22 protein-coding genes and 1 pseudogene are annotated in these 20,049 nt (G+C 61.8%); 11 read left to right on the top strand and 12 right to left on the bottom strand.

Annotated elements, in window-relative coordinates; translation table 11 throughout:
• The first annotated feature begins 189 nt into the window (after window positions 1-189).
• Window positions 190-1,218 (top strand): YihY/virulence factor BrkB family protein, encoded by a 1,029-nt coding sequence (locus MSKU9_RS12140; RefSeq protein ID WP_193557699.1) that lies wholly within the window; start codon window positions 190-192, stop codon window positions 1,216-1,218.
• Between the two features lie 10 nt (window positions 1,219-1,228).
• On the opposite strand, the gene MSKU9_RS12135 is transcribed toward MSKU9_RS12140, so the two are convergent.
• A complete protein-coding gene (locus tag MSKU9_RS12135) occupies window positions 1,229-1,771 on the bottom strand; it encodes a septal ring lytic transglycosylase RlpA family protein (protein WP_141261680.1) in 543 nt (180 codons plus the stop codon).
• A 151-nt stretch (window positions 1,772-1,922) separates the two neighbouring features.
• On the opposite strand from MSKU9_RS12135, the gene aroQ reads away from it, so the two are divergent.
• Genes aroQ through accC form a run of 3 tightly spaced genes read left to right on the top strand, consistent with a single transcriptional unit; the run spans window position 1,923 to window position 4,188 of the window.
• Window positions 1,923-2,378, top strand: coding sequence for a type II 3-dehydroquinate dehydratase (gene aroQ, locus MSKU9_RS12130; RefSeq protein ID WP_010514708.1), 456 nt, complete (start codon window positions 1,923-1,925; stop codon window positions 2,376-2,378).
• Window positions 2,375-2,836 carry an acetyl-CoA carboxylase biotin carboxyl carrier protein gene (gene accB, locus MSKU9_RS12125; protein ID WP_141261679.1) on the top strand — a complete coding sequence of 154 codons (462 nt, stop codon included), beginning with the start codon at window positions 2,375-2,377 and terminating at the stop codon, window positions 2,834-2,836. Before aroQ ends, accB begins: the two co-directional genes overlap by 4 nt.
• The gene (gene accC, locus MSKU9_RS12120; protein ID WP_141261678.1) at window positions 2,836-4,188 is read left to right on the top strand and encodes an acetyl-CoA carboxylase biotin carboxylase subunit; all 1,353 of its coding nucleotides are present in this window, start codon (window positions 2,836-2,838) and stop codon (window positions 4,186-4,188) included. The genes accB and accC overlap by 1 nt, the downstream gene beginning before the upstream one ends.
• A 263-nt stretch (window positions 4,189-4,451) precedes the next feature.
• Here accC and MSKU9_RS12115 read toward each other — a convergent pair whose 3' ends face one another.
• From MSKU9_RS12115 to MSKU9_RS12100, 4 genes are all read right to left on the bottom strand, one after another.
• Window positions 4,452-6,686 carry an FUSC family protein gene (locus MSKU9_RS12115; RefSeq protein ID WP_141261677.1) on the bottom strand — a complete coding sequence of 745 codons (2,235 nt, stop codon included), beginning with the start codon at window positions 6,684-6,686 and terminating at the stop codon, window positions 4,452-4,454.
• A 137-nt stretch (window positions 6,687-6,823) separates the two neighbouring features.
• Window positions 6,824-7,354 carry an adenine phosphoribosyltransferase gene (locus MSKU9_RS12110; RefSeq protein WP_141261676.1) on the bottom strand — a complete coding sequence of 177 codons (531 nt, stop codon included), beginning with the start codon at window positions 7,352-7,354 and terminating at the stop codon, window positions 6,824-6,826.
• Window positions 7,355-7,538: 184 nt separating this feature from the next.
• Complete coding sequence (locus MSKU9_RS12105; protein WP_141261675.1) at window positions 7,539-8,831, bottom strand: multidrug effflux MFS transporter; 1,293 nt, start codon at window positions 8,829-8,831, stop codon at window positions 7,539-7,541.
• Between the two features lie 86 nt (window positions 8,832-8,917).
• Entirely contained in the window at window positions 8,918-9,622 is a 705-nt protein-coding gene (locus MSKU9_RS12100) for a TVP38/TMEM64 family protein (RefSeq protein WP_141261674.1), read from the bottom strand.
• 117 nt (window positions 9,623-9,739) lie between these two features.
• Here MSKU9_RS12100 and MSKU9_RS12095 point away from each other — a divergent pair, with 117 nt between their 5' ends.
• Window positions 9,740-10,810: a COX15/CtaA family protein gene (locus MSKU9_RS12095; RefSeq protein ID WP_162853818.1), complete on the top strand. Its 1,071-nt coding sequence runs from the start codon at window positions 9,740-9,742 to the stop codon at window positions 10,808-10,810.
• A 52-nt stretch (window positions 10,811-10,862) separates the two neighbouring features.
• Here MSKU9_RS12095 and MSKU9_RS12090 read toward each other — a convergent pair whose 3' ends face one another.
• On the bottom strand, window positions 10,863-12,335 hold the full coding sequence (locus MSKU9_RS12090; RefSeq protein WP_141261672.1) for a glycosyltransferase family 87 protein: 1,473 nt from the start codon (window positions 12,333-12,335) through the stop codon (window positions 10,863-10,865).
• A 396-nt stretch (window positions 12,336-12,731) separates the two neighbouring features.
• Here MSKU9_RS12090 and MSKU9_RS12085 point away from each other — a divergent pair, with 396 nt between their 5' ends.
• Window positions 12,732-13,328: a hypothetical protein gene (locus MSKU9_RS12085; RefSeq protein ID WP_227002487.1), complete on the top strand. Its 597-nt coding sequence runs from the start codon at window positions 12,732-12,734 to the stop codon at window positions 13,326-13,328.
• 187 nt (window positions 13,329-13,515) lie between these two features.
• Here MSKU9_RS12085 and hemH read toward each other — a convergent pair whose 3' ends face one another.
• From hemH to mutY, 3 genes are all read right to left on the bottom strand, one after another.
• Window positions 13,516-14,583, bottom strand: a complete 1,068-nt coding sequence (gene hemH, locus MSKU9_RS12080; RefSeq protein ID WP_141261671.1) for a ferrochelatase — start codon at window positions 14,581-14,583, stop codon at window positions 13,516-13,518.
• Window positions 14,584-14,664: 81 nt separating this feature from the next.
• Window positions 14,665-14,790 (bottom strand): hypothetical protein, encoded by a 126-nt coding sequence (locus MSKU9_RS18795; protein WP_264371852.1) that lies wholly within the window; start codon window positions 14,788-14,790, stop codon window positions 14,665-14,667.
• A gap of 53 nt (window positions 14,791-14,843) precedes the next feature.
• Window positions 14,844-16,004: an A/G-specific adenine glycosylase gene (gene mutY, locus MSKU9_RS12075; protein WP_141261802.1), complete on the bottom strand. Its 1,161-nt coding sequence runs from the start codon at window positions 16,002-16,004 to the stop codon at window positions 14,844-14,846.
• Here mutY and MSKU9_RS12070 point away from each other — a divergent pair.
• Both MSKU9_RS12070 and MSKU9_RS12065 read left to right on the top strand, forming a co-directional pair.
• Window positions 16,003-16,428, top strand: coding sequence for a DUF721 domain-containing protein (locus tag MSKU9_RS12070; RefSeq protein WP_141261670.1), 426 nt, complete (start codon window positions 16,003-16,005; stop codon window positions 16,426-16,428). The genes mutY and MSKU9_RS12070 overlap by 2 nt on opposite strands.
• Window positions 16,429-16,692: 264 nt before the next feature.
• Window positions 16,693-17,001, top strand: a complete 309-nt coding sequence (locus MSKU9_RS12065; RefSeq protein WP_141261669.1) for a hypothetical protein — start codon at window positions 16,693-16,695, stop codon at window positions 16,999-17,001.
• Here the strand turns inward: MSKU9_RS12065 and MSKU9_RS12060 are convergent.
• Genes MSKU9_RS12060 through MSKU9_RS12050 form a run of 3 tightly spaced genes read right to left on the bottom strand, consistent with a single transcriptional unit; the run spans window position 16,998 to window position 18,831 of the window.
• Window positions 16,998-17,621 carry a phosphoribosylanthranilate isomerase gene (locus tag MSKU9_RS12060; RefSeq protein WP_141261668.1) on the bottom strand — a complete coding sequence of 208 codons (624 nt, stop codon included), beginning with the start codon at window positions 17,619-17,621 and terminating at the stop codon, window positions 16,998-17,000. The genes MSKU9_RS12065 and MSKU9_RS12060 overlap by 4 nt on opposite strands.
• 23 nt (window positions 17,622-17,644) lie before the next feature.
• On the bottom strand, window positions 17,645-18,352 hold the full coding sequence (pyrF, locus tag MSKU9_RS12055) for an orotidine-5'-phosphate decarboxylase (protein WP_141261667.1): 708 nt from the start codon (window positions 18,350-18,352) through the stop codon (window positions 17,645-17,647).
• Window positions 18,353-18,408: 56 nt separating this feature from the next.
• The gene (locus MSKU9_RS12050) at window positions 18,409-18,831 is read right to left on the bottom strand and encodes a LapA family protein (RefSeq protein ID WP_141261666.1); all 423 of its coding nucleotides are present in this window, start codon (window positions 18,829-18,831) and stop codon (window positions 18,409-18,411) included.
• A gap of 144 nt (window positions 18,832-18,975) precedes the next feature.
• Here MSKU9_RS12050 and MSKU9_RS12045 point away from each other — a divergent pair, with 144 nt between their 5' ends.
• From MSKU9_RS12045 to MSKU9_RS12035, 3 genes and pseudogenes are all read left to right on the top strand, one after another.
• Entirely contained in the window at window positions 18,976-19,260 is a 285-nt protein-coding gene (locus tag MSKU9_RS12045; RefSeq protein ID WP_141261665.1) for a hypothetical protein, read from the top strand.
• A 140-nt stretch (window positions 19,261-19,400) separates the two neighbouring features.
• A complete protein-coding gene (locus MSKU9_RS12040; protein ID WP_141261664.1) occupies window positions 19,401-19,769 on the top strand; it encodes an IS5 family transposase in 369 nt (122 codons plus the stop codon).
• Window positions 19,770-19,807: 38 nt separating this feature from the next.
• A pseudogene (locus MSKU9_RS12035) lies at window positions 19,808-20,049 on the top strand (IS5/IS1182 family transposase); the annotation flags it as partial.

The raw sequence follows: 20,049 nt of genomic DNA, 5'->3' as shown, positions 1-20,049 counted from the left end.
GGACCCCCACCCTGTGGCGGCCCGATTGCCAGAACGCTTGACGTCGTTGCGTAACCTCAGAGGGCCAGTGGCACGTGCGTTGTTGCGTAAGCAGCGCATATGAGGACAATACGCCCGTGACGCAATAGAAAAATCATCCCTTCCGACAGTTTTTCATCTAAGGTCACCTGATCGTGGCGCAATATACACATGGTCGGCATTGCCCCGGCCCGTCCACGTGACAGCAGACAGGACACGAAGTTCCCCTTGATTGGTACCTCATCCACTGAAATCGATATGACGGATATCCCGCCACCAGCATCCCACCTGCCGCAGTTTTCCATGCAGCAGGTCAAGAAGGTGGCACAACAGGTCGCCCGCAACATCGTATCCGACCAGATCACGCTGGCTGCGGCGGGATGTGCATTCTATGCCACCCTGTCCCTGTTCCCCGCCATGAGTACGCTCATCTCCCTCTACGGGCTGCTGTTCGATCCCCAGACAGTGGAACCGCAGCTGGTGGTGCTGCGCAACCTGCTGCCGCCTTCCGCCTATGACATGATCGGGGACCGTATCCACCTGCTGGTGGCCGAATCGCATTCGTCGCTTACGTTAAACCTGATCATATCGACCACCATCGCCACATGGTCGGCGTCCGCTGCCACGCGTTCGCTTATCATGGCGATGAACGTTGCCTACAATACACCGGAAACACGCAGTTTCGTGCGCTTTCAGGCCATGGGCATGGGACTTACGTTCTGTTCGATCTGTGGGGGGATCCTTACGCTTGCGCTGATGGTGGGGCTGCCGTTCCTGCTTGATTACCTGCCGCAGCGGCTGGCGCTTGCCCCGCCGCCCGGTTCGGTCGAACTGCTGGTGCGCATGGGGGGACCGCTGCTGATGCTGCTGTTCGTGCTGTCGCTGTGTTCGCTGCTGTACCGCTTTGGTCCCAACCGGCCCCATACATACTGGCGCTGCATCCTGCCCGGATCGGTGGGGGCGACACTGCTCTGGCTGCTCTCATCGGCGGGATTTTCGTATTATGTCAGCCATATCGCGGGCTACAGCGCCACGTACGGGCCGCTGGGCGCGTTCATCGCCATCATGATGTGGTTCTATGTGTCGGCCTATGTCGTGCTGCTGGGGGCCGAACTGAACGCCGGGCTTGAAATCGAGATGAAACTGCGCTGCGCACCTGAAAAGACCATGGAAGGCTGGACCAAGCACCAGAGCCTGTAAGCCGGACAGGTCAGCGCGGCGCGCTTGCGACTTCTTCCTCATCATCCGGCATGGGACGCAGATCGACCTGCGTCATACCCATGCCCAGCATGCCAAGCTGGCGCGCGGCTTCAAGCGACAGGTCAATGATACGGGCACCATGATAGGGACCCCGGTCATTCACCCTGACCACGACCGAACGCCCCGTCCGGCGCGAATGCACCAGAACCCGGGTGCCAAACGGCAGTTGCCGGTGGGCGGCCGTCAGCGCGCCGGGATCAAACATTTCACCCGATGCGGTGGCATGACCCAGCTGCCTGCCGGAGCCGTACCAGCTGGCCAGCCCATGCTGGCGCCAGTGCGTGGGAACCTGCGCCATGACAGGCAGCCGCCGCGCGGCACCACGACCACCATGCCGCCCCACGGGCGCACCGTGCCGCACCGCAGCACACGCCACCTGCATGCCACCGGATGCCGCCAGCATGAGACACGCCACAATCATCGGCAACGTAAACCGTGCCCCATCGTGACCTGTGCCCATGCCACCACGTGGGTGATCGGGATCTCCTGTCATGACCCCACCATATCATGTGATGCACCGATATCATATCAATAGCGTCATGATACGCTGCGCCCGTCATGGACCGCGCCGAACGGCGTTTGCACGACATGCGTGACATGATCGGGCTTGGAACCGGGCGGCGGGCGTGCTAGGCGCGTGCATCATGGAGCGCCCTCTCATTGCCGTGCTGAACGGCCCCAACCTGAACATGCTCGGGCTAAGGCAGCCCGAGGTCTATGGTCACGCCACGCTTGATGACGTGGAACAGGTCTGTGTCCAGGCCGCCGAACGCCTGGATGTGGCCATCGACTTCCGCCAGACAAATGGGGAGGGGGAACTTGTTTCATGGATACAGGAATGCCGGGGCCGCGCACGCGGCATCATCATCAACCCGGCGGCCTATTCCCACACCTCGGTCGCAATCCTTGACGCGCTTCTTGCCGTTGATCTGCCTGTGATCGAGGTACACATTTCCAACATTCACCGCCGTGAAGCCTTCCGTCATCACTCCTACGTCTCCCGTGCCGCCATTGGCGTCATATGCGGGTTGGGCGTACGGGGGTATGCCCTTGCGCTTCAGGCCATGACAGACATGATTCTGGACGAGGACGATCAATGAGCCGACTGCTCGTGGATGCGGATGCCATTCGGGCATTGGCTGAAATTCTGACCGATACCGGCCTGACCGAAATCGAGATCGCGGAAAAGGACAACCGCATCCGTGTTGTCCGCGCGGCGGCGCCGGTCGCCCATGCCGTGCCGGCCCCGGCACCCGTGGCAGCACCCATTCCCGTAACGCCGGTGGCCCCTGCCGCCCCCGTGACCACCGACCCGTCCAAGCACCCCGGTGCCGTGACCAGCCCGATGGTGGGTGTCGCCTATCTGGCGCCCGACCCGTCTTCTCCGCCGTTCGTGACCGAAGGCCAGCAGGTCAGCGCGGGCCAGACACTGCTGCTGATCGAGGCAATGAAGACCTTCAACCAGATCAAGGCCCCGCGCGCGGGTACCGTAAGCAGGATTCTGGTGCAGTCGGGCGACCCGGTCGAATTTGGCGAAGCGTTGGTCATCATAGAGTAATGTTTTCCAAGATCCTCATTGCCAATCGTGGCGAGATCGCCCTGCGCATCCTGCGGGCCTGTCGCGAACTGGGTATCCGGACCGTCGCCGTGCATTCCACGGCCGACACCGATGCCATGTATGTCCGCCTGGCGGATGAAGCCGTGTGCATCGGGCCGCCAGCCAGCCGCGACTCGTATCTGAATGTCGCGGCCATCCTGTCGGCCGCCACCATTACCGGGGCGGACGCCATCCACCCCGGTTACGGCTTCCTGTCGGAAAACGCTGATTTCGCGGAAACGGTGGAAGCCCACGGCATCACCTTCATCGGGCCGACGGCGGAACATATCCGCATGATGGGTGACAAGATCACTGCCAAGACCACCATGATGGCGCTGGGCGTGCCACTGGTCCCCGGATCAGATGGTGCGCTGGAAAACCTTGAGCGGGCGCGCGAAGTGGCGGCAAGGGTCGGTTATCCCGTGCTGATCAAGGCTGCCGCTGGCGGCGGCGGGCGTGGCATGAAAGTCGCCCCCACAGAAGCCGACCTTGAGGAAGCCTGGAGCGTCGCCCGCACCGAAGCCCGTGCCGCCTTTGGCAATGACGAGGTGTATCTGGAAAAATACCTCGACAAGCCGCGCCATATCGAACTGCAGATCATGGCCGACACGCATGGCAATGTGGTGCATTACGGCGAACGTGACTGCTCGCTGCAGCGCCGTCACCAGAAGCTGCTGGAAGAGGCGGGGTCACCCGCGCTTACGGCAAAGCAGCGTGATGAAATCGGTGCGATCGCCACATCCGCGCTGACGAAACTGGGCTACCGCAATGCCGGCACGCTGGAATTCCTGTACCAGGACGGACAGTTCTGCTTCATCGAGATGAACACCCGCCTGCAGGTGGAACATCCGGTGACGGAAATGGTGTGCGACGTGGATCTGGTGCGTGAGCAGATCCGCATCGCGGCGGGAGAGCCGATCGGCTACAGCCAGTCGGACATCAAATTCTCCGGCCATGCGATCGAATGCCGCATTAATGCGGAAGATCCCCAGACCTTCATGCCTACGCCGGGCACGATCACCGTCTATCACCCCCCGGGTGGCCTGGGCGTGCGAATCGACAGCGCGCTTTATGCGGGCTATCGCGTACCGCCCTATTACGACAGCATGATCGCCAAGCTGATCGTACGTGCGCCAACGCGGCTTGAAGCCATCGAGCGCATGCGCCGCGCGCTGGATGAATTCGTGATCGAAGGGGTCAAGACGGTCATCCCGCTGCACCGCAAGATTCTGGAAGATCCCCAGTTCCGCAAGGGTGACTATACCATTCACTGGCTGGAAAACTTTGTAGCCCGCCAGCAGGAAAAGAACTGACCGGGTACACCCCGAAAGCCGTGGCATATTCCACGAAAAAAGGGCGGCACCATTATGGTGTCGCCCTTTTTTTAACATTCTGCAAAATATCAAAGACGTTTCTGGTGAAGTCTTTTCAAAAAGCTTCAGGGAGCGCCGTCTGTTTGAAAAAAAGCGGCATCCAGAAACTTTTATTTTTCATGCCTTTGCCCGGATGACTGGCGCACAATCTGGCACGACAGGCCAGCGGCGCAGAATGATGCATCGGGCAGACCCGCGCAGGTTCAGGCCATGACCGGATCAAGATAGGGGCTGGAAGCGTCAAAGAACTTCTGGTTGTGATCCAGTTCATAGGAAATCACGTACAGGCAGGTCAACGCACTGTCGATTTCCAGCCGCACACCCAGATTATCCGCCTGTCCCGCTATCTGCTGCAGATGGGCGATGGCGAATTTGGCGGATCGCGCCGTACGGCCGTAATGCCCCCCGTACCGTCCGCTGAACTGCGCCATGCGCCCCATCATGTCGCCCACAACGCGCTGGGCTTCTGGCGGCAGCATGTGACGTTCCAGAATCGCACGCAGGCGGATGACGTTCAGCCCGATCGTCATGGCGGACAGGATACCCTGCAGGTACGCATCGATAATCGTATCCGGCGTATTTTCGGCATTGGTCAGCAGGCGCACAAAGCGGTCCACGTTGTGTTCGACCACATACAGGGTGGTCGGCAGGTTGCGCGCGCGCGCGACATAACGCAGCCCATGCAGGATGCCGGTACGCATCTGCCAGCGCATGTCGTTCGTATCAAACGGCAGGACCAGCCTGAACGACCACATGGCGTACCACAGCCCCAGCACCAGCGGCATGGCGGTATTGAAGAACGCGACTTCATCCAGTCGCGACTGGTTGCCCGGTCCCAGCAGGATGGGCAGGAACAGGTTGTACGAAACCGCCCCCAGCACCAGTGCGGGATAGGCAAAGGCCAGTCCCCCCGCCAGCATGGGCAGGAACAGGCACACGGCCATGATTTCATACGTGGTGGGTTCAGCCAGACGCCACAGCACCAGCCCCCCCGCCACGACCGAGGCGATGATCGCGCCACCAAGGAAGGCCCGTGTGGCCAGTGCCGGTTTTTCCAGCGTGGAGAACAGGCTGCACACGATGGACACGAACATCATGAACGTCAGTCCCGCCGACCATGACGTGGTGATCCAGATCAGGCCGGAACCGAAAATGGTGACCGACGCCCGCAGGCTGTTGGTAAAGGCCTGCTGCCAGTCACGGAAGGTCTTGAGCCGGTAATGGAAATGGTCATGCAGCAGGGGATTACGGCTGGCGTCAAACTGGATCAGCGCCTGTTCCAGTTCATCAAGGATTTCCCCCAATGCGTAGTTGAGCATGCGCTGCTGCGACAGCATCCGCACCAGTTGCGGGTCCACGGGGGCGCTGCCGGGACTGCCCATTTCCTCATCAAGGGAATCGGCCACACTCTGCCGACACGATGCCTGCAACGCTGCCAGACGGGCAAGGACGGGATGGATGTCATCACTGGATTCAAGCTGTGACGCCATGTCCTTGAGGAAGGCCTCCACCTCGCTTGATGTCGCGGTGAAAGCGGCATCAGGCCGCCCGCATGGCCCCTGCATCAGTGCGGCAAGATCCAGCCCGCGCGACAGCAGCATGGCCACCCGCGCCAGCGCGGCACGCGCGTGATCGCCCTCATGCCCACGATGGGATCCCATCTCCACTTCCGCGAATTCGATCTGGTCGCTCAGGGTCGTAATATTGGAAAAGACGCCACGCGCCTTTTTAAGAACCTGCGTATCCCCCGACAGCAGGGAAGCAAGGGTCTGGGCCGCCCCGTTGATCGCGGTCAGGAAATTGGCGGCCAGACGGTCCTGCGCACGTTCCTCCAGCTTGAACTGAAACAGGGAGGAGATGGTGCTTTCCAGCACGATGCCCAGCACGATATAGGTCGCGCGCGCCATGGCCGTCATGAAGATATGTTCGGGATCGGCAATCCCGTCGAGCGAGATGATGGCATAGGTAAAGCCACTCGCCCGCATGCCGTGGATACGGTAATTGGTCATGGTCGCCGGACCGGGCAGCAATGTCCCGATAAAGCAGAACGTGCCAATCCCGATCGCCAGCATGAGGATGAACATGAGCGGCGCCTGTGGAAACGCCGCCACCAGCAGCACGGCACAGATCGTGCCAACCACCATGCCAAACAGATGCCATCGCGCCTTGGCGACACTCTTGCCACGCGTGCCCTGCGCCACCATCCATACCGTCAGCGCCGCCCATTGCGGGCTGCCCAGTTCCCACCACAGGGCAATGCCCAGCGCGATGAGGGAGGTAATGGTGGTCCGCAGCGCGTACCCGAAGGTAAAGATGCCAGGGGCATAAAGCCAGCGCAGGTGATCCTGCCGCACGGCCATGCCCGGCGGCCACAGTCGCCTGAAAAAATCACGGACCTGATTGCTGAAACGGATCAGGGAAAGCTCAAGACCTTTCATCCCGGCGTCAAGCCCCCCTGTTCAGATACAATCCGTCTACACTGTACGTCATCATACCGGCCACACGCACAGGCCGACAGCCCGATGACTGCATGCGAGACAGTGCCTGCCGCATACCGCGCGCCCGGCGTCGCCGGTTATTCGTCGTAAGAGACGAGGGTCTTGACCGGCACATCCAGCCGGCCGCGTCCGCCAAGACCCGTCAGTTCGATCATGGTGGCGGCCCCCACCACATCGGCGCCCACCTTGCGCAGCAGGGAAACGGACGCCACCAGCGTGCCCCCCGTGGCCAGCAGGTCATCCATCACGACCACGCGCTGTCCCGGCTGGATCGCATCCGCCTGGATATGCAGCGAATCGGACCCGTATTCCAGGTCATAGCTGTGGGACACGGTCTTGCCCGGCAGCTTGCCCGGCTTGCGCAGCATGACCAGCCCGCAGCCAAGACGGCTGGCCAGCGGGGCCGCCGTCAGGAACCCGCGCGATTCGATGGCCGCCAGCATGTCCGGCGCCCACGGCGCCACAGCCGCCGCCAGACGTCCCATGGCGATCTGCCACGCATCCGCGTTCCGCATCAGGGTCGAGATATCGTAGAACAGGATACCGGGCTTGGGAAAATCCGGGATGTGGCGGATGTATTGTTTCAGGTCGATCTTGGCGGTCGTCATGATCGGTGTGCAGTCCCCGTTGCGTGGTCATACAGATCCGGGACATGCCTGCCCCGTTCACGAAAGTGTCGCCCCTGCGGACGGCCCCCCGCTGTAGCCGCCACACGGCGGGGCGACAACCCCAACCGGGTCCCGGACACATGCTTTGGCGCGCACTGACGGGCGGATGTGGCGGGGGAAGACTTTATTCCTTCCCTACCTCCGTGCTGACGGGCGCACGTGCGGGCCGCAGCAGCACCATGACCAGCATGATCGCAGCCCCCATCAGCATGACACCCGCCATGGGAATGGGGGAATTGGTCGGCAGCATGCCCACGAATGCACCCGCCACGGCACCCAGCACGTATTGCAGCGTGCCCACGAATGCCGATGCACTGCCCGCGAAACGCGGATGGTCGGCCAGCGCGCCCACCGTGGCGTTGGGGCCGATGATGCCCGTGGTGCCCAGTGACACCATCATGGTCAGGATCAGGCACCCCATCATCCACGCTGGCGCATGACCGCCATGCTGCATGGCGAAGGCAATGATGGTGGCCATGGTGGTCATGGCGATGGTTCCCATCACCGCGACCATGACCGCGACCCCGAGGATACGGGCCGCGTCAATCCGCCCCACCAGCATGCCATTCAGCTGTGACGCCCCGATCATGCACACCGCAAACACACCGAACAGCATGCCGAAATGCGCCGCCGACAGCCCGAACAGGCCACGGAACACCGACGGGGCGGCGGACAGGTAGGTAAACGACATGAAGCACGAAAAACCGGCGATCATGGCATGGGTGATGAACCCGCGGTCACGCGCCAGCATCATGTAGCGGCTGAACAGGGTGACGGGCGAAAACTCGCTGCGGTTCTGGGGTTTCAGCGTTTCCGGAAGGACGCGCCAGATCAGCAGGATACAGATCAGGCCGTACACCGCCGACGCCCAGAAAATCGACCGCCATGACGCAATCGACAGTACCATGCCCCCCAGCGTGGGCGCCAGGATGGGCACGACCCCCATTACCAGCACCAGCCGCGACATAAGGCGGGCGGATTCATTGCCATGCGACATGTCACGCACGCATGCACTGGGGATGATCAGGCTGGCCGACGCCCCAAGCGATGCGACCAGGCGGAAGAACGAAAACGTGGGAATATCCCGCGCCATCGCGCACCCGACCGATGCCAGCGTATAGACCAGAGTGCCAACCAGCATGGGCCTGCGCCGCCCGAAACGGTCCGACAACGGCCCCATGGTGATCTGCCCGATCGCCAGTCCCACGAACCATATGGCCAGCGTCATCTGCGCCGACCCCGCGCGTCCGTGCAGCGTCGTTTCCAGCTCGGGAAAAGCCGGGAGATAGATGTCGGTGGAAACCGGGCCGACCGCGGTCAGGAACCCGAGCAGGATCGCAATCCACCCCATGGGGCGGGCAGTCGTTTCCGGCACGGGCTTTTCCGCTGAATGGCCCGCCGTTGCGGATGAGCCCATGAGGCACTCCATATTGAAAGATTGTGGGACTAGTAGACCAGCCGGGTCCACTTTTTCACCATCTAATTACGCCATACTGCAATTCGCTATCGCGATACCCGTGCCATGTCGGGACGGCCCATGCGCACACGTTGCATAAGCCATAATCCCACCAGCGCGGACAGGGCGAACAGCATGACCGCCACCCCGATGCGCCATGCCCCCCCCAGCCGGATACCAGATCCCACCAGCACGAACACGATGGTCTGTGGCAGGCTGCCCAGTACCGTGGCCAGCATGAACGGCACGACCCGCACCCCCAGCATGCCCGCCGCAAGGTTGAGAAGGAGTGCCGACCCCACCGGCATGAGCCGCAGCGTCAGGACGGATGCAAACGGTTCATGCCGCACGAAACCATCCAGCCGTGCCATGGTTGCCGCAAGCCGCGCGGGCATGGGCGGCCGTCCCGTCCACCGTCCCCAGCCATAGCCACACAGGCAGCCCGTCAGGGTCGCAATCGTGGCAAGGACGCATCCCACCCCGATTCCATAGGCGGCGCCGGCGGCAAAACACACAGCCTGCCGTGGCAGGCCAGATGCACAGAACGCACTGGCGGTCAGAATGAATATCGCCACCCCTTTCCCGCCCACATGCGCGACGGGGGCCGCCGTCAGCATCTCCCGCATTCCCGGCAGACGGCCCATGGCCACGGCCAGCCCGACAAAGACCCCCAGCAGCATGATGGGCCGGACCAGCACGCGCAACGTGACCCGGGCGGGCGGTGCAGGCCGTGCGGCGTGCGGTAATGTCATGCGTGCGTCCCGTTTTCCGACAGCGATTTGCTTCTTCGCGCCTAGCATCGCCTTGCGGCGGACTGCAAGGGCGGTCTAAATCCGGTTATGTCCGCATATCCTTCCTCCGGCTCCCTGATGGGCCGTACGCCCCCGTCCGCGCAGGAGCTGCGCAACCGGCAGCGTATCTCCACGTGGCTGTTTGCAATCTGCTTCATGCTTGTCGGCATGATTGCACTTGGCGGTTATACCCGCCTGACCGGATCGGGCCTGTCCATCATGGACTGGCGGCCCATTACGGGCATGATCCCACCACTGAGCCACGCGGAATGGGAACGGCAGTTCGCGCTGTACAAGACCATTCCGCAGTACAAGATCCTGCACGACGGATTCGGGCTTGCGGGCTTCCAGCAGATATTCTGGGCGGAATGGACGCACCGCTTCTGGGGGCGGCTCATGGGGCTGGTGCTGCTGATACCACTGGTCTGGTTTTCCATCACCGGCGCGCTGAGCCGGGGCCTGGCGCTACGGCTGGTGCTGTTTTTCGTGCTGGGCGGGCTGCAGGGCGCGATCGGCTGGTTCATGGTGGCGTCAGGCTTCAACCCCGACAGCACGGCGGTCGCCCCCGTGCGGCTGGTGCTGCACCTGTGCTGCGCCTTCGCGCTGTACATCGCCATCCTGTGGACGGCGCTTTCCGTACGCACGCCACGTCCGGCCTTCATCCCCGCAACCCCTGAGGTCGTACGCATCCACCGCCTGGTCTGGACCATCTGCCTTCTGGTGGGCATCACTGTCATCGCGGGAGGCTTTACCGCGGGCACGCATGCGGGATTTGCCTACAACACCTTCCCGCTCATGGATGGTCACCTGATCCCGTCGGGCTACGGACGGCTGCACCCGTTCTGGCTGAACTGGTTCCAGAACATTCCCGCTGTCCAGTTCGACCACCGCCTGCTGGCCACCACGACGGCGCTGCTCATTGGCATCACCATCGTGCTGGGGCTGCGCACGCCGCAACTGGGCAGGGAAGTCCACGGCGCGCTGGTGGTGCTGGGCTGGCTGGTGCTGTTACAGTACGCGCTGGGCGTGACCACGCTGCTGCTGGTGGTGCCGGTATGGGCGGGAACGATCCACCAGACCTGTGCGGCCATCGTGCTGACAGCAGCCATCATCACCCTGCATCGCCTGCGCGGGGTGGGCCGCCCCTAACCCTGATACGCGGACAGATGGCGGCATGCACGGTATGCCGCCATCACATCGGTCATGGCGTTACAATGTAGGCTGCCCCCTGCAGCCGCACATGGGTATAGCGTGCGCGAATAATGCGCCACAGGTTGGAAAACTCCCACACCTCTTCCTGTGTATCAAAGCGTGAATTGCTTACGAACGCCGCGATGTCATGGTGATCCACGGCCCGCGTCAGCGCCTGTGCATCATGCGTGACCGCGACATGCTGGGAATAGTTGAAGAAATCCATCACTACCGGCTTGTGCGCCCAGTAACACAGGGCCAGCGTTTCACACGCCACATCGCCATCAATCGCACGCACGGCGGCAATCGTTTCGTTTGATGCACCCTGATGCTCCACGATGGCGGTCACATTGCTACGGTAAAGGTAGGGCAGGTAGACCGGCAGGCTGACCACCACCGGCAGCAGGTTCAGCCCCACCATGCCCACAAGCATTGTGCGTGCAGGCATACGGCCAGCCGTCCCCCCGGCCGTCGCCAGGTACGACATCGCAAGCCCCGCGCACATGGCGGCTGCGATCAGTGCCTCGAAACAGGCATTATGCGACACTCCCGCCCCTGTGCGCTGCACGATGGCCGATGCAATCGCCAGCAGCAGATACAGCCCCAGCAACAGGCCGGACCGATGGCGCAGACGCAGCCATGGCACGAACGCGCATGACACCATCATACCACCCAGCCCCACCACGTTACCCAGCCCCTTGAGCATGCCGTGCACATAGAAAATGCGTTTGTGGGCAAAGACCCCCTGAATGAACTCCGGACCGAAACAGCTGTAATACAGCCCCCCCAGCAGGCACAGGGACACAAGGCATCCCGCCATCCATGAAACGGCATGGCGCCAGTCGGTCAGCAGCAGCCACACAAGGACCGCCGCTGGCAGAGCAAGGATATTATGCTTGAAGGTCAGGCCGGCCACCATAACGAAGCCGGCGCAGAAAGGCCGCCATGCGCCGGTCCATCCCGATTGGCGGCCATTGCCCAGCAACAGCATGAACCCAACCATGATGACAGCCTGCCCCAGCCATTGCGGGTCATCCATGGCGACATAATCGCTGTAGAAAACAGCGGAATAGAGCATGACCAGCAGGCCCGCGAGCCATGCCCCGCCCTGTGTTCCCCCACAGGAGAGGACAACACGCCCCGTAGCCCAGGCACAGAAAAGCAGCGCCAGGAGCGAAATGACGCGCCCCGCCACGATCATGTCCCCCAGCAACCAGCCAAACAGACCGACAACATAGAACGAACTGGGGGGGTAATTATTGAACACCATCTGTTCCGATGGCGGGTATAGCGGCGCATGATCCAGCCCTATGGCGCGCCGTGCCAGATAGGCATTCCACCCTTCGTTACTGGATAGCGAGATATGGGCAGTAATAAACGCCACATGTGGGGCGAGAAGGGCGAATACGAAAAATATTCCGATATAAATCCATGTTGATTTTTTATTTTCTAAATTTTTTATATCAAAATTCATATTTTCCATATGGATTTTATTTTTCATGGCAATGTTAGTATATTTTCATATGAAAAAATGAAGGGAATATGGCGCATCTGGATATTTCCATACGCCAGCGATGACAATAACCTGATCCCGATGCCCTGATTAACCCGCACGTACACGTTTCCCCATCCTGATCCGAACCGGCCCGGGTGGATACTGTTAGAATGCGCAGTCATAATTTTATATATCCCGCCCGCTATTTTTTTATGGCGTCATGCCCCGTCCCGATGCACAGGTGCAAAGCGGACGGAAGATGACCATATGGGGCATACGCTATCCGGGACCATGTGGGGACAATCCGGCCACATGGCATGCCATGTCTTTTCCGGACGGATGATTTTCTGCGATACATCGCACTCAGATATGCAGGAATGGAACATGCTCAAGCTGAAACATGTCGTAACGGGTGCGCTGCTGACACTGATCGCATGCGGACCATCCGCCCATGCCGAACCACATGGCGGTGGGGGCGGTTTCCATGGCGGCGGCCGTGACGGCGGTGGTGGCTGGCGCGGTGGTGGCGGTCGTCGTGGCGATGGTGGCTGGCATGGTGGTGGCTGGGGCCGTGGCGGCGGATGGCGTGGCGGTGGTTGGGGATGGGGTGGCTGGAGCGGTGGCTACTATCCCTATTATCCCGTCTATGGTGGCTGGGGTTATCCGTGGGGCGGATGGGGCTGGGGTGGCGGCTGGGGATGGGGTTGGGGCGGTTACGCCATGGGCCCTGCCATGGGAGCGGCCGCAGCCAGCGCCAGCTACCGGGCGGCACCCGAAATCTATAACGGTACGGGCAATAATGCGCCGGAAGACGATTCCGTCTATGACAGGGACCTGTCCACGCTCCTGACCGACCAGACCGCCCCGCCACAGCAGGGACAACCGGCCACGGGCCAGTCCGCGCCGCCCCCCGCCAAACCCGTTACCTGCCCGCGTGGTCAGGTCTATAACACCCTGACCGAAAGCTGCGACCGGCCATAAGGTCGGCATGGCGCGGCCTGCAGCCTGAAAAAAGTGTTCGAAACGTCAGTTCGTGACAGCGCCATAAAATTAAAAGAAGTTTTTGGTGAAGCTTTTTTCAACAAACTTTTAGGGAACGCCGCCTTAACAATAAGGCGGCATCCAAAAAATTTTATTTTTTTATCAACAGGTTATTTTTAAGCAGTCTTTAACCTGCCGTAACAGCTACGGTATCCGTGCCCGCGTGCGGCAGCCAGCCACCCAGTTCCTGCCGCACAAGGGTTTCCAGCAGGTCAATCGCGTCGGGAGAATCGTTCAGACAGGGAATCAACGCCAGTTCCTTACCGCCAGCCCTGACGAAAGCATCGCCCGCTTCATTCCCGATTTCATCCAGCGTTTCGATACAGTCGGAAATAAAGCCCGGCGTAATGACGGCAATACGTTCGATCCCGCGCGCGGGCAGCGATTCGATAAACGGCGCGGTGTAGGGTTCCAGCCATTTTGCCGGGCCAAAACGTGACTGGAAGGTCAGCGGCATCATCTGTTCATCGTAACCCATGGCGTGCCGCAGCGCCACGATGGTACGCTGGCAGTCGGCGGCATAGGTATCGCCCTTTTCCACATAGATCTTTGGCAATCCATGGAAGGACGCCACAATCATCTGTGGCCTGAAATCCAGCGTGGCGAGACGTGCCGAGATGGACCGCGCAAGGGCCGCGATATAGGCGGGATGATCCGGGAACGGCGGCAGCGTGCGGATGGCAGGCTGGTTGCGCATACGCATGAGCGCGCGGAACGTCTGGTCATTGGCGGTCGCGGTCGTCGTGGCGCTGTATTGTGGATAAAGCGGCGCCAGCAGAATCCTGTCGCACCCCTGCCCCACCAGGTCATGCAGCGCCTGTTTTATGGACGGCTGACCATACCGCATGCCCCATGCCACCGGCACATCATCTGCCGCCAGCCGCGCGCCCAGCTGCTCCGCCTGCGCACGGGTATAGGTCCGTAGCGGGCTTTCATCACGGTCGTGATGCCATATCCGGTGATAGGCCTCCCCTGACTTGCGGGGGCGGAAGGTCAGTACCGGCCCGTACAGGATGGGTTTCCAGATCAGGGGACTGGCCTCGATAATGCGCCGGTCTGACAGGAATTCGGCCAGATACCGACGCACCGCGCCATAGCCGGTACCATCGGGGGTGCCAAGATTGCTCAGCAGAACCCCGATGCGCGACGGGGCATTTTCATGCCGCGCCGCACGATTTACGGTAATGAATGTCATGGAACGGCTGCTACATGAAGCCGTGCGGGGATGCAAAGAAACGGGCGGACATCAACCCGTTGACCTGCGACGCATCAGCTATCAGCGACGGACCCGCACACGGACCGGCTGCAGCGCGCGTGCCGGTGCACGCAGGCAATACGCCACGCCAGCAAGCCCCAGCAGGGCGACAACAGGGGAAAGCATCTGGACAAAAGTGAACATCACGGTCCCTTTCCTGATCGGACAGTTACCAGTCAACCGCGCGTTTCATACCTACGTCAATCAAAAATATTGCTGTCCCTTACCAGTTCCACGCATTTACGCATGAGTGAGGGTAGCGCCACATCCCCACCATCCACATAATGAATGACCCCATCCGCCCCTACCAGACTGTTGGGAAAAGCGGGCACGCGCGCCGCATAGACATCCACCAGCAATGTGAAATGGGTAAAGACGTGCTTCACCTGCCCGACCGGTTGCCAGCAGGCGCGTAGCCGGGGTGCGGTGGGCGCATGGTCCAGCGCCTCCGCCTGCGGCCACACCGCATCGCGCCAGTGCGGGCCGGGCAGGCCCATCATGCCACCCAGCAGCCCCTTTTCGGGCCGCCGGACCAGCAGGATACCCCCTGCCGCATCCACCATGCCGAAATGCACGCCATGGCGCACCGGCCGCGCCACCTTTGGCGCGCGGCGGGGCAGGCTGGCCGCGATTCCCTGCCGGTTTCCCGTGCAGGATTCCCGCCACGGACACAAAACGCAGGCGGGCGTACGCGGCGTGCAGATCCCGGCCCCCAGGTCAAACAGGGCCTGCGCGAAATCGGATGGCCGGGCGACGGCCTGCCGGTCCGTATTCAGTGTCATCGCCTGCCGGGCAATGGCCTTGCGCGATCCGGGCAATGGGTCAGTCATGGCGAACAGCCGCGCCGTCACGCGTTCCACATTGCCATCCACGGGCACGACCGGGCGGCCAAAGGCGATGGCGGCGATGGCAGCGGCGGTATAGGCCCCGATTCCCGGCAGTTCCAGCAATCCCGCCACCGTATCGGGAAAGTGACCGCCGTTTTCCGCCACCACGCGTGCGCAGGCATGCAGGTTGCGCGCGCGGGCGTAATAGCCAAGACCTGCCCACAACGCCATGACCCGATCCTGCGGGGCGCGGGCCAGTGCCGTTACATCGGGGAAGGCGTCCAGAAAACGCTCGAAATAGGGTATGACCGCCGTAACCGTGGTCTGCTGCAGCATGATCTCGCTCAGCCACACGCGATAGGGATCTGCACTCTGGCCCGGCAGGGCGCGCCATGGCAGAGTGCGGCGGTGCCGGTCATACCAGCGTAACAGAGCGGCAGCAGAAGGTAACACGGACCCGTTTATGACGAACCCGCCGACCCGCAGCAAGCGAAACAATGATGCAGCCCCCTCCGAACCACCCCGACGGGCCATGCGTACACGCAGCATGGCGGCCCTGCTGCCGCATATCAGCCGTCCCGTGTTTCGCAAGCAGTCTCCCGCCGCCGTGCAGGTCATGACGGACTGGCCCGATATTGTCGGCCCCCATCTGGCAGGCATGACCGTGCCGCGCCGCCTGAGTGCCGGGACCCTGACCGTTGCCTGCCGGGGGCCGGTGGCGATGGAACTGCAGCACCTTGCCCCCACCGTCATCGCACGCATCAACACCACCTGTGGGCAGGGCGTGGTCAAGCGACTGAAGATGGTGCAGGATCTGACCGCCGCCCCACGTGCCTCTACTGCCGCGCCCCGCCGCCCGCCACCGCCTCCCGTGCAGATTGACGACATGCCCGACGGGCCGCTGAAGGACGCGCTGTCCCGGCTGGGTGGCTGGCTGAATGCCGGTCGTGACCGGTAGGGAGGTCTGGAAAAATCTGCCTTCGAAGCGCTCCTGAAAATTATAAGAAAATGTTTGGTGAAGCTTTTTTCAAAAAGCTTCAAAGAACGTCATCTTGAAAAAAAGAGAGCACCAAAAAAACTTTTATTTTTATTTATCAATAATTTATTTTCATACGGGTACCAATCATGGTCCGTCACATAACGATATGGACACAGGACTGGATATCCGGTGGACATATGCCAATATCAGCGGATACGAGATCAGGAAAAGGAACCACCCGAGATGCGTAAGTTGGCCCTGTTGCTGGCCGTGTCCATGGGACTGGTCGGTGTTCTGCCCGCCCCTGCCGCCTATGCGTGGCGTGGCGGCGGTTGGGGTGGTGGCTGGCATCGTGGCTGGGGCTGGGGCGGATTCGGCCTTGGCATTGCCACGGGCACGGCGCTGGGTGTCGCGATGTCGCCTTACCGCTACCGGCCGTATGGCTATGGTTATCCCTACCCGGCCTATGCCTATCCGCCACCGCCCTATCCGGTTTATGCGTACCCGCCTCCGCCGCCTCCCCCGCCACCGTATTACGGGTATTACCGTTAGGCGCGGGCAGCCTGCACAAAACGGCGGATCAGCTCGGACGACTTGACGCCGGGGGAGGATTCCACGCCGGATGAGACATCAACGGCACGCGCCCCGCTCTGCCGTATGGCGCGCTGGATGTTATCGGGGTTCAGCCCACCCGCCAGCAGCCACGGCACCGGGGCCTGCCATCCATCCGTTAGCGTCCAGTCAAAGGCATGAGCATTGCCGCCGGGACGGTCCGACCCGGCGGGCGCGCGGGATTCAATCACCAGCCCATCCACGGCGCAGGTTTCAGGCAGATCCTGCATGCTGGCAATCCCGACAGCCCCCCATACCGGCAGGCCAAACCGCCTGCGGATAACATCCGTGCGGTCCGCATCATCATAAATCTGCAACCCGTCCAGCGGTACATTGTCCAGCACGCGGCGAATGTCATCATCAGTCGGGCGGACAAACAGGCCAATCCGCTCTGGTCCACCAGTCGCCATGTCGCGTGCCAGCACGCCTGCGGCCTGTGCCGTAATATTTCGCGGCGAACGGCTGAAAAATACGAACCCGACCCAGTCTGCCCCGGCCTGCGTTGCGGCATCCAGTCCCACATGGTCACGAATGCCACAGATCTTGACCCTGACCGGCATGGCGCGCGTTCCCCTGCCCGGTTTCAGGACGACAGTTCGGCGGCAATCGCCGCCGCCGCCGCCGCCGGATCAGGCGCGCGGGTGATGGGGCGACCTACCACGATCCAGTCAGCTCCCGCCGCGCGGGCCTGTGCCGGGGTCATGACACGCTTCTGGTCCCCCAGTGCACTACCAGCAGGACGGATTCCCGGCACAACCAGTACCGGCCCTTCGCCCAGCGCCTGACGCAGGGGGATGATTTCGTGCGAGGAGCATACCAGTCCATCCGCCCCCGACTCCATGGCCAGCCTGCCCAGACGGACAACCTGTTCTTCCACGCTGCCGGGCACGCCCACTTCATGCAGGCCCTGCGTATCCATGCTGGTCAGCACTGTCACGGCCAGCAGCAGCGGGCGGCTACCGGGCGGAAAGGTTTCATCCACAGCCTTGCGCGCGGCTGCAATCATGGCGCGACCGCCGCTGGCATGGATGGTCAGCATGGCGGGCCGCAGAACGGCAAGGCTGCCGATGGCGGACGCCACGGTATTGGGAATGTCATGCAGCTTCAGGTCGAGGAACAGCGGACTGCCGCCCGCAGCCGCCCGCACGGCATCCAGCCCGCGGGCATAGGTGAACTCCAGTCCCAGCTTGACCGCGCCAGCGTGGCCTGCCGCCTGCTCGCGCCAGCACGCGGCCTGTGCCGTATCCTTGGTATCGAGGGCAACAATCAGGCGGGTGGACCGTCCAGGCATTGGCGGTGCTCCATGGTCAGGCATGCAGGTAATGATGGGGTTCGGAAACGAAGGGATCAGGCGCCCGGTGGCTTTTCCGCCGTGATTGCGGGCGGCGTCACCACGGCGGGTTCCGTCGCGACGGGACTTGCCGCAGCCGTTGCCTGTTCCGCTTCATACGCCTTCACCATCGGGGAATTGGCCGGGGCGGATGTCAGGCCGGGGGCACGGGGGGTACCGGTATCATTTTCCGGCAGGCGGGCGCGCAGGGCGCGCACTTCCTGTTCGGCGCGACGGGCGCGGCGCATCTGGCGCAGGACCACAATCCACACGCTGGCAGACCCCGTGGCGTACAGCAGGGCAGCGACCAGCAACGCCAGCACGCCGGGCGATGACGTCCATTTCCATTGCAGCCATGACAGTTCCACCGGCGCCTGATTACAGGCCGCGAAAATGATCAGCGCCACGATCACGGGCAGGGTAATGAAAAGACGTATCATGATCCTTGTTCCCTACCGCCAAGAACAGGGGGCTGCAAGAAAATCAATTCATCCGGCGTGAAGCTTGATTGCACGCAACAGGCATGGTTGCCTGCGGGTAACAGGCCATGACACGCAACAGGCCACCGGGACAGGGGCAAAACAATGGGCAAGGTTGTTGTTTTCCGGACCACGGCACGACGTGATGAATCCTGGGCGGTGGTTGCCCGCACCGGGGGCAACACGCGAATCGCCAGCATCTATCCCACACGCGCCAGTGCCGAAGCGGACTGTGAATGGCGCAGCCAGCAGGTGGCTGCCTACCGCAATTTCCTGGAACGCAATGAAATCGCGGCGCCACATTACAGCATCCGCCCCTATCGCCGCGCGGACCTGCCACGTGCATGGCGTCCCCTGCCCGCACTGGGCTTTCTGCATGGCGGGTGCTGACCATCCATCAGTCGTGGAAACCAGGGCAGTTTCGCGCATCTGCTTAAGAAACTGCCTGAGAAAGTCAGTTCATGACAGCACCAAAAAATTAAAAGAAGTTTTTCCCAGGGGCTGTTGGGAATTGAGTTTTCTAAAGGGCCATGATGTGTTTCAAAGACCATATGGATCGCTTCATACTGACGGATGCCCAATGGGCGAAAATGGAACCGCTGTGCCTTGGCAGGAAGACGGATCGAGGTCGCAGCGGGAAGGATAACCGCCTCTTCATCGAGGCGGTCCTATGGATCGCCCGGACCGGTAGTCCGTGGCGGGACCTGCCGACGTATTTCGGACATTGGAACTCGGTTTATTCGCGCTACAGCGACTGGACGAAAGCCGGTGTTTTCCAGAAGATTTTCGAGGCTGTCTCCGATGATCCCGACATGGAATACGCGATGATTGACGGCACGGTGGTCCGGGTTCACCGCCACGGCCAGGGCGCAAAAGGGGGACCCGAAGCCAGGCGATAGGGCGGAGTGTAACGGGGTGGTCAACGAAGATCATCGCCATGACCGACGCCCTGGGCAATCTGGTCCGCTTCACGCTTATCCCTGGCCAGCATTACGACACGGTCGGGGTTGCCCCCCTTCTCGAACCGGCGGATTTCAAGGGGATTCTCGCTGACAAAGCGTTTGACGTCCACTGGATCGTGGACGCCCTACACGCGCAAGGGGCCTGTGTGGTCATTCCCCAGCGCAAAAACCGCCTCGACAGACGCCCGTTCGATGGGGCCCTGTTCAAAGCACGCCA

This window comes from Komagataeibacter diospyri, assembly GCF_006538165.1.
Lineage (GTDB): Bacteria > Pseudomonadota > Alphaproteobacteria > Acetobacterales > Acetobacteraceae > Komagataeibacter > Komagataeibacter diospyri.
Note: the sequence above shows the minus strand (reverse complement) of the source record. Positions and strands in the feature narration are given on the sequence as shown.

Coding starts and splice junctions, on each gene's coding strand:
- MSKU9_RS12085 (WP_227002487.1), top strand. CDS start 12,732: ATGCTCAAGCTGAAACATGTCGTAACGGGTGCGCTGCTGACACTGATC.
- MSKU9_RS12050 (WP_141261666.1), bottom strand. CDS start 18,831: ATGATACGTCTTTTCATTACCCTGCCCGTGATCGTGGCGCTGATCATT.
- accB (WP_141261679.1), top strand. CDS start 2,375: ATGAGCCGACTGCTCGTGGATGCGGATGCCATTCGGGCATTGGCTGAA.
- MSKU9_RS12115 (WP_141261677.1), bottom strand. CDS start 6,686: ATGAAAGGTCTTGAGCTTTCCCTGATCCGTTTCAGCAATCAGGTCCGT.
- MSKU9_RS12070 (WP_141261670.1), top strand. CDS start 16,003: ATGCGTACACGCAGCATGGCGGCCCTGCTGCCGCATATCAGCCGTCCC.
- pyrF (WP_141261667.1), bottom strand. CDS start 18,352: ATGCCTGGACGGTCCACCCGCCTGATTGTTGCCCTCGATACCAAGGAT.
- MSKU9_RS12065 (WP_141261669.1), top strand. CDS start 16,693: ATGCGTAAGTTGGCCCTGTTGCTGGCCGTGTCCATGGGACTGGTCGGT.
- MSKU9_RS12045 (WP_141261665.1), top strand. CDS start 18,976: ATGGGCAAGGTTGTTGTTTTCCGGACCACGGCACGACGTGATGAATCC.
- MSKU9_RS12100 (WP_141261674.1), bottom strand. CDS start 9,622: ATGACATTACCGCACGCCGCACGGCCTGCACCGCCCGCCCGGGTCACG.
- MSKU9_RS12090 (WP_141261672.1), bottom strand. CDS start 12,335: ATGGAAAATATGAATTTTGATATAAAAAATTTAGAAAATAAAAAATCA.
- hemH (WP_141261671.1), bottom strand. CDS start 14,583: ATGACATTCATTACCGTAAATCGTGCGGCGCGGCATGAAAATGCCCCG.
- mutY (WP_141261802.1), bottom strand. CDS start 16,004: ATGGCCCGTCGGGGTGGTTCGGAGGGGGCTGCATCATTGTTTCGCTTG.
- accC (WP_141261678.1), top strand. CDS start 2,836: ATGTTTTCCAAGATCCTCATTGCCAATCGTGGCGAGATCGCCCTGCGC.
- MSKU9_RS12105 (WP_141261675.1), bottom strand. CDS start 8,831: ATGGGCTCATCCGCAACGGCGGGCCATTCAGCGGAAAAGCCCGTGCCG.
- MSKU9_RS12110 (WP_141261676.1), bottom strand. CDS start 7,354: ATGACGACCGCCAAGATCGACCTGAAACAATACATCCGCCACATCCCG.
- MSKU9_RS12135 (WP_141261680.1), bottom strand. CDS start 1,771: ATGACAGGAGATCCCGATCACCCACGTGGTGGCATGGGCACAGGTCAC.
- MSKU9_RS12095 (WP_162853818.1), top strand. CDS start 9,740: ATGGGCCGTACGCCCCCGTCCGCGCAGGAGCTGCGCAACCGGCAGCGT.
- MSKU9_RS12060 (WP_141261668.1), bottom strand. CDS start 17,621: ATGCCGGTCAGGGTCAAGATCTGTGGCATTCGTGACCATGTGGGACTG.
- MSKU9_RS12040 (WP_141261664.1), top strand. CDS start 19,401: ATGATGTGTTTCAAAGACCATATGGATCGCTTCATACTGACGGATGCC.
- aroQ (WP_010514708.1), top strand. CDS start 1,923: ATGGAGCGCCCTCTCATTGCCGTGCTGAACGGCCCCAACCTGAACATG.
- MSKU9_RS12140 (WP_193557699.1), top strand. CDS start 190: ATGGTCGGCATTGCCCCGGCCCGTCCACGTGACAGCAGACAGGACACG.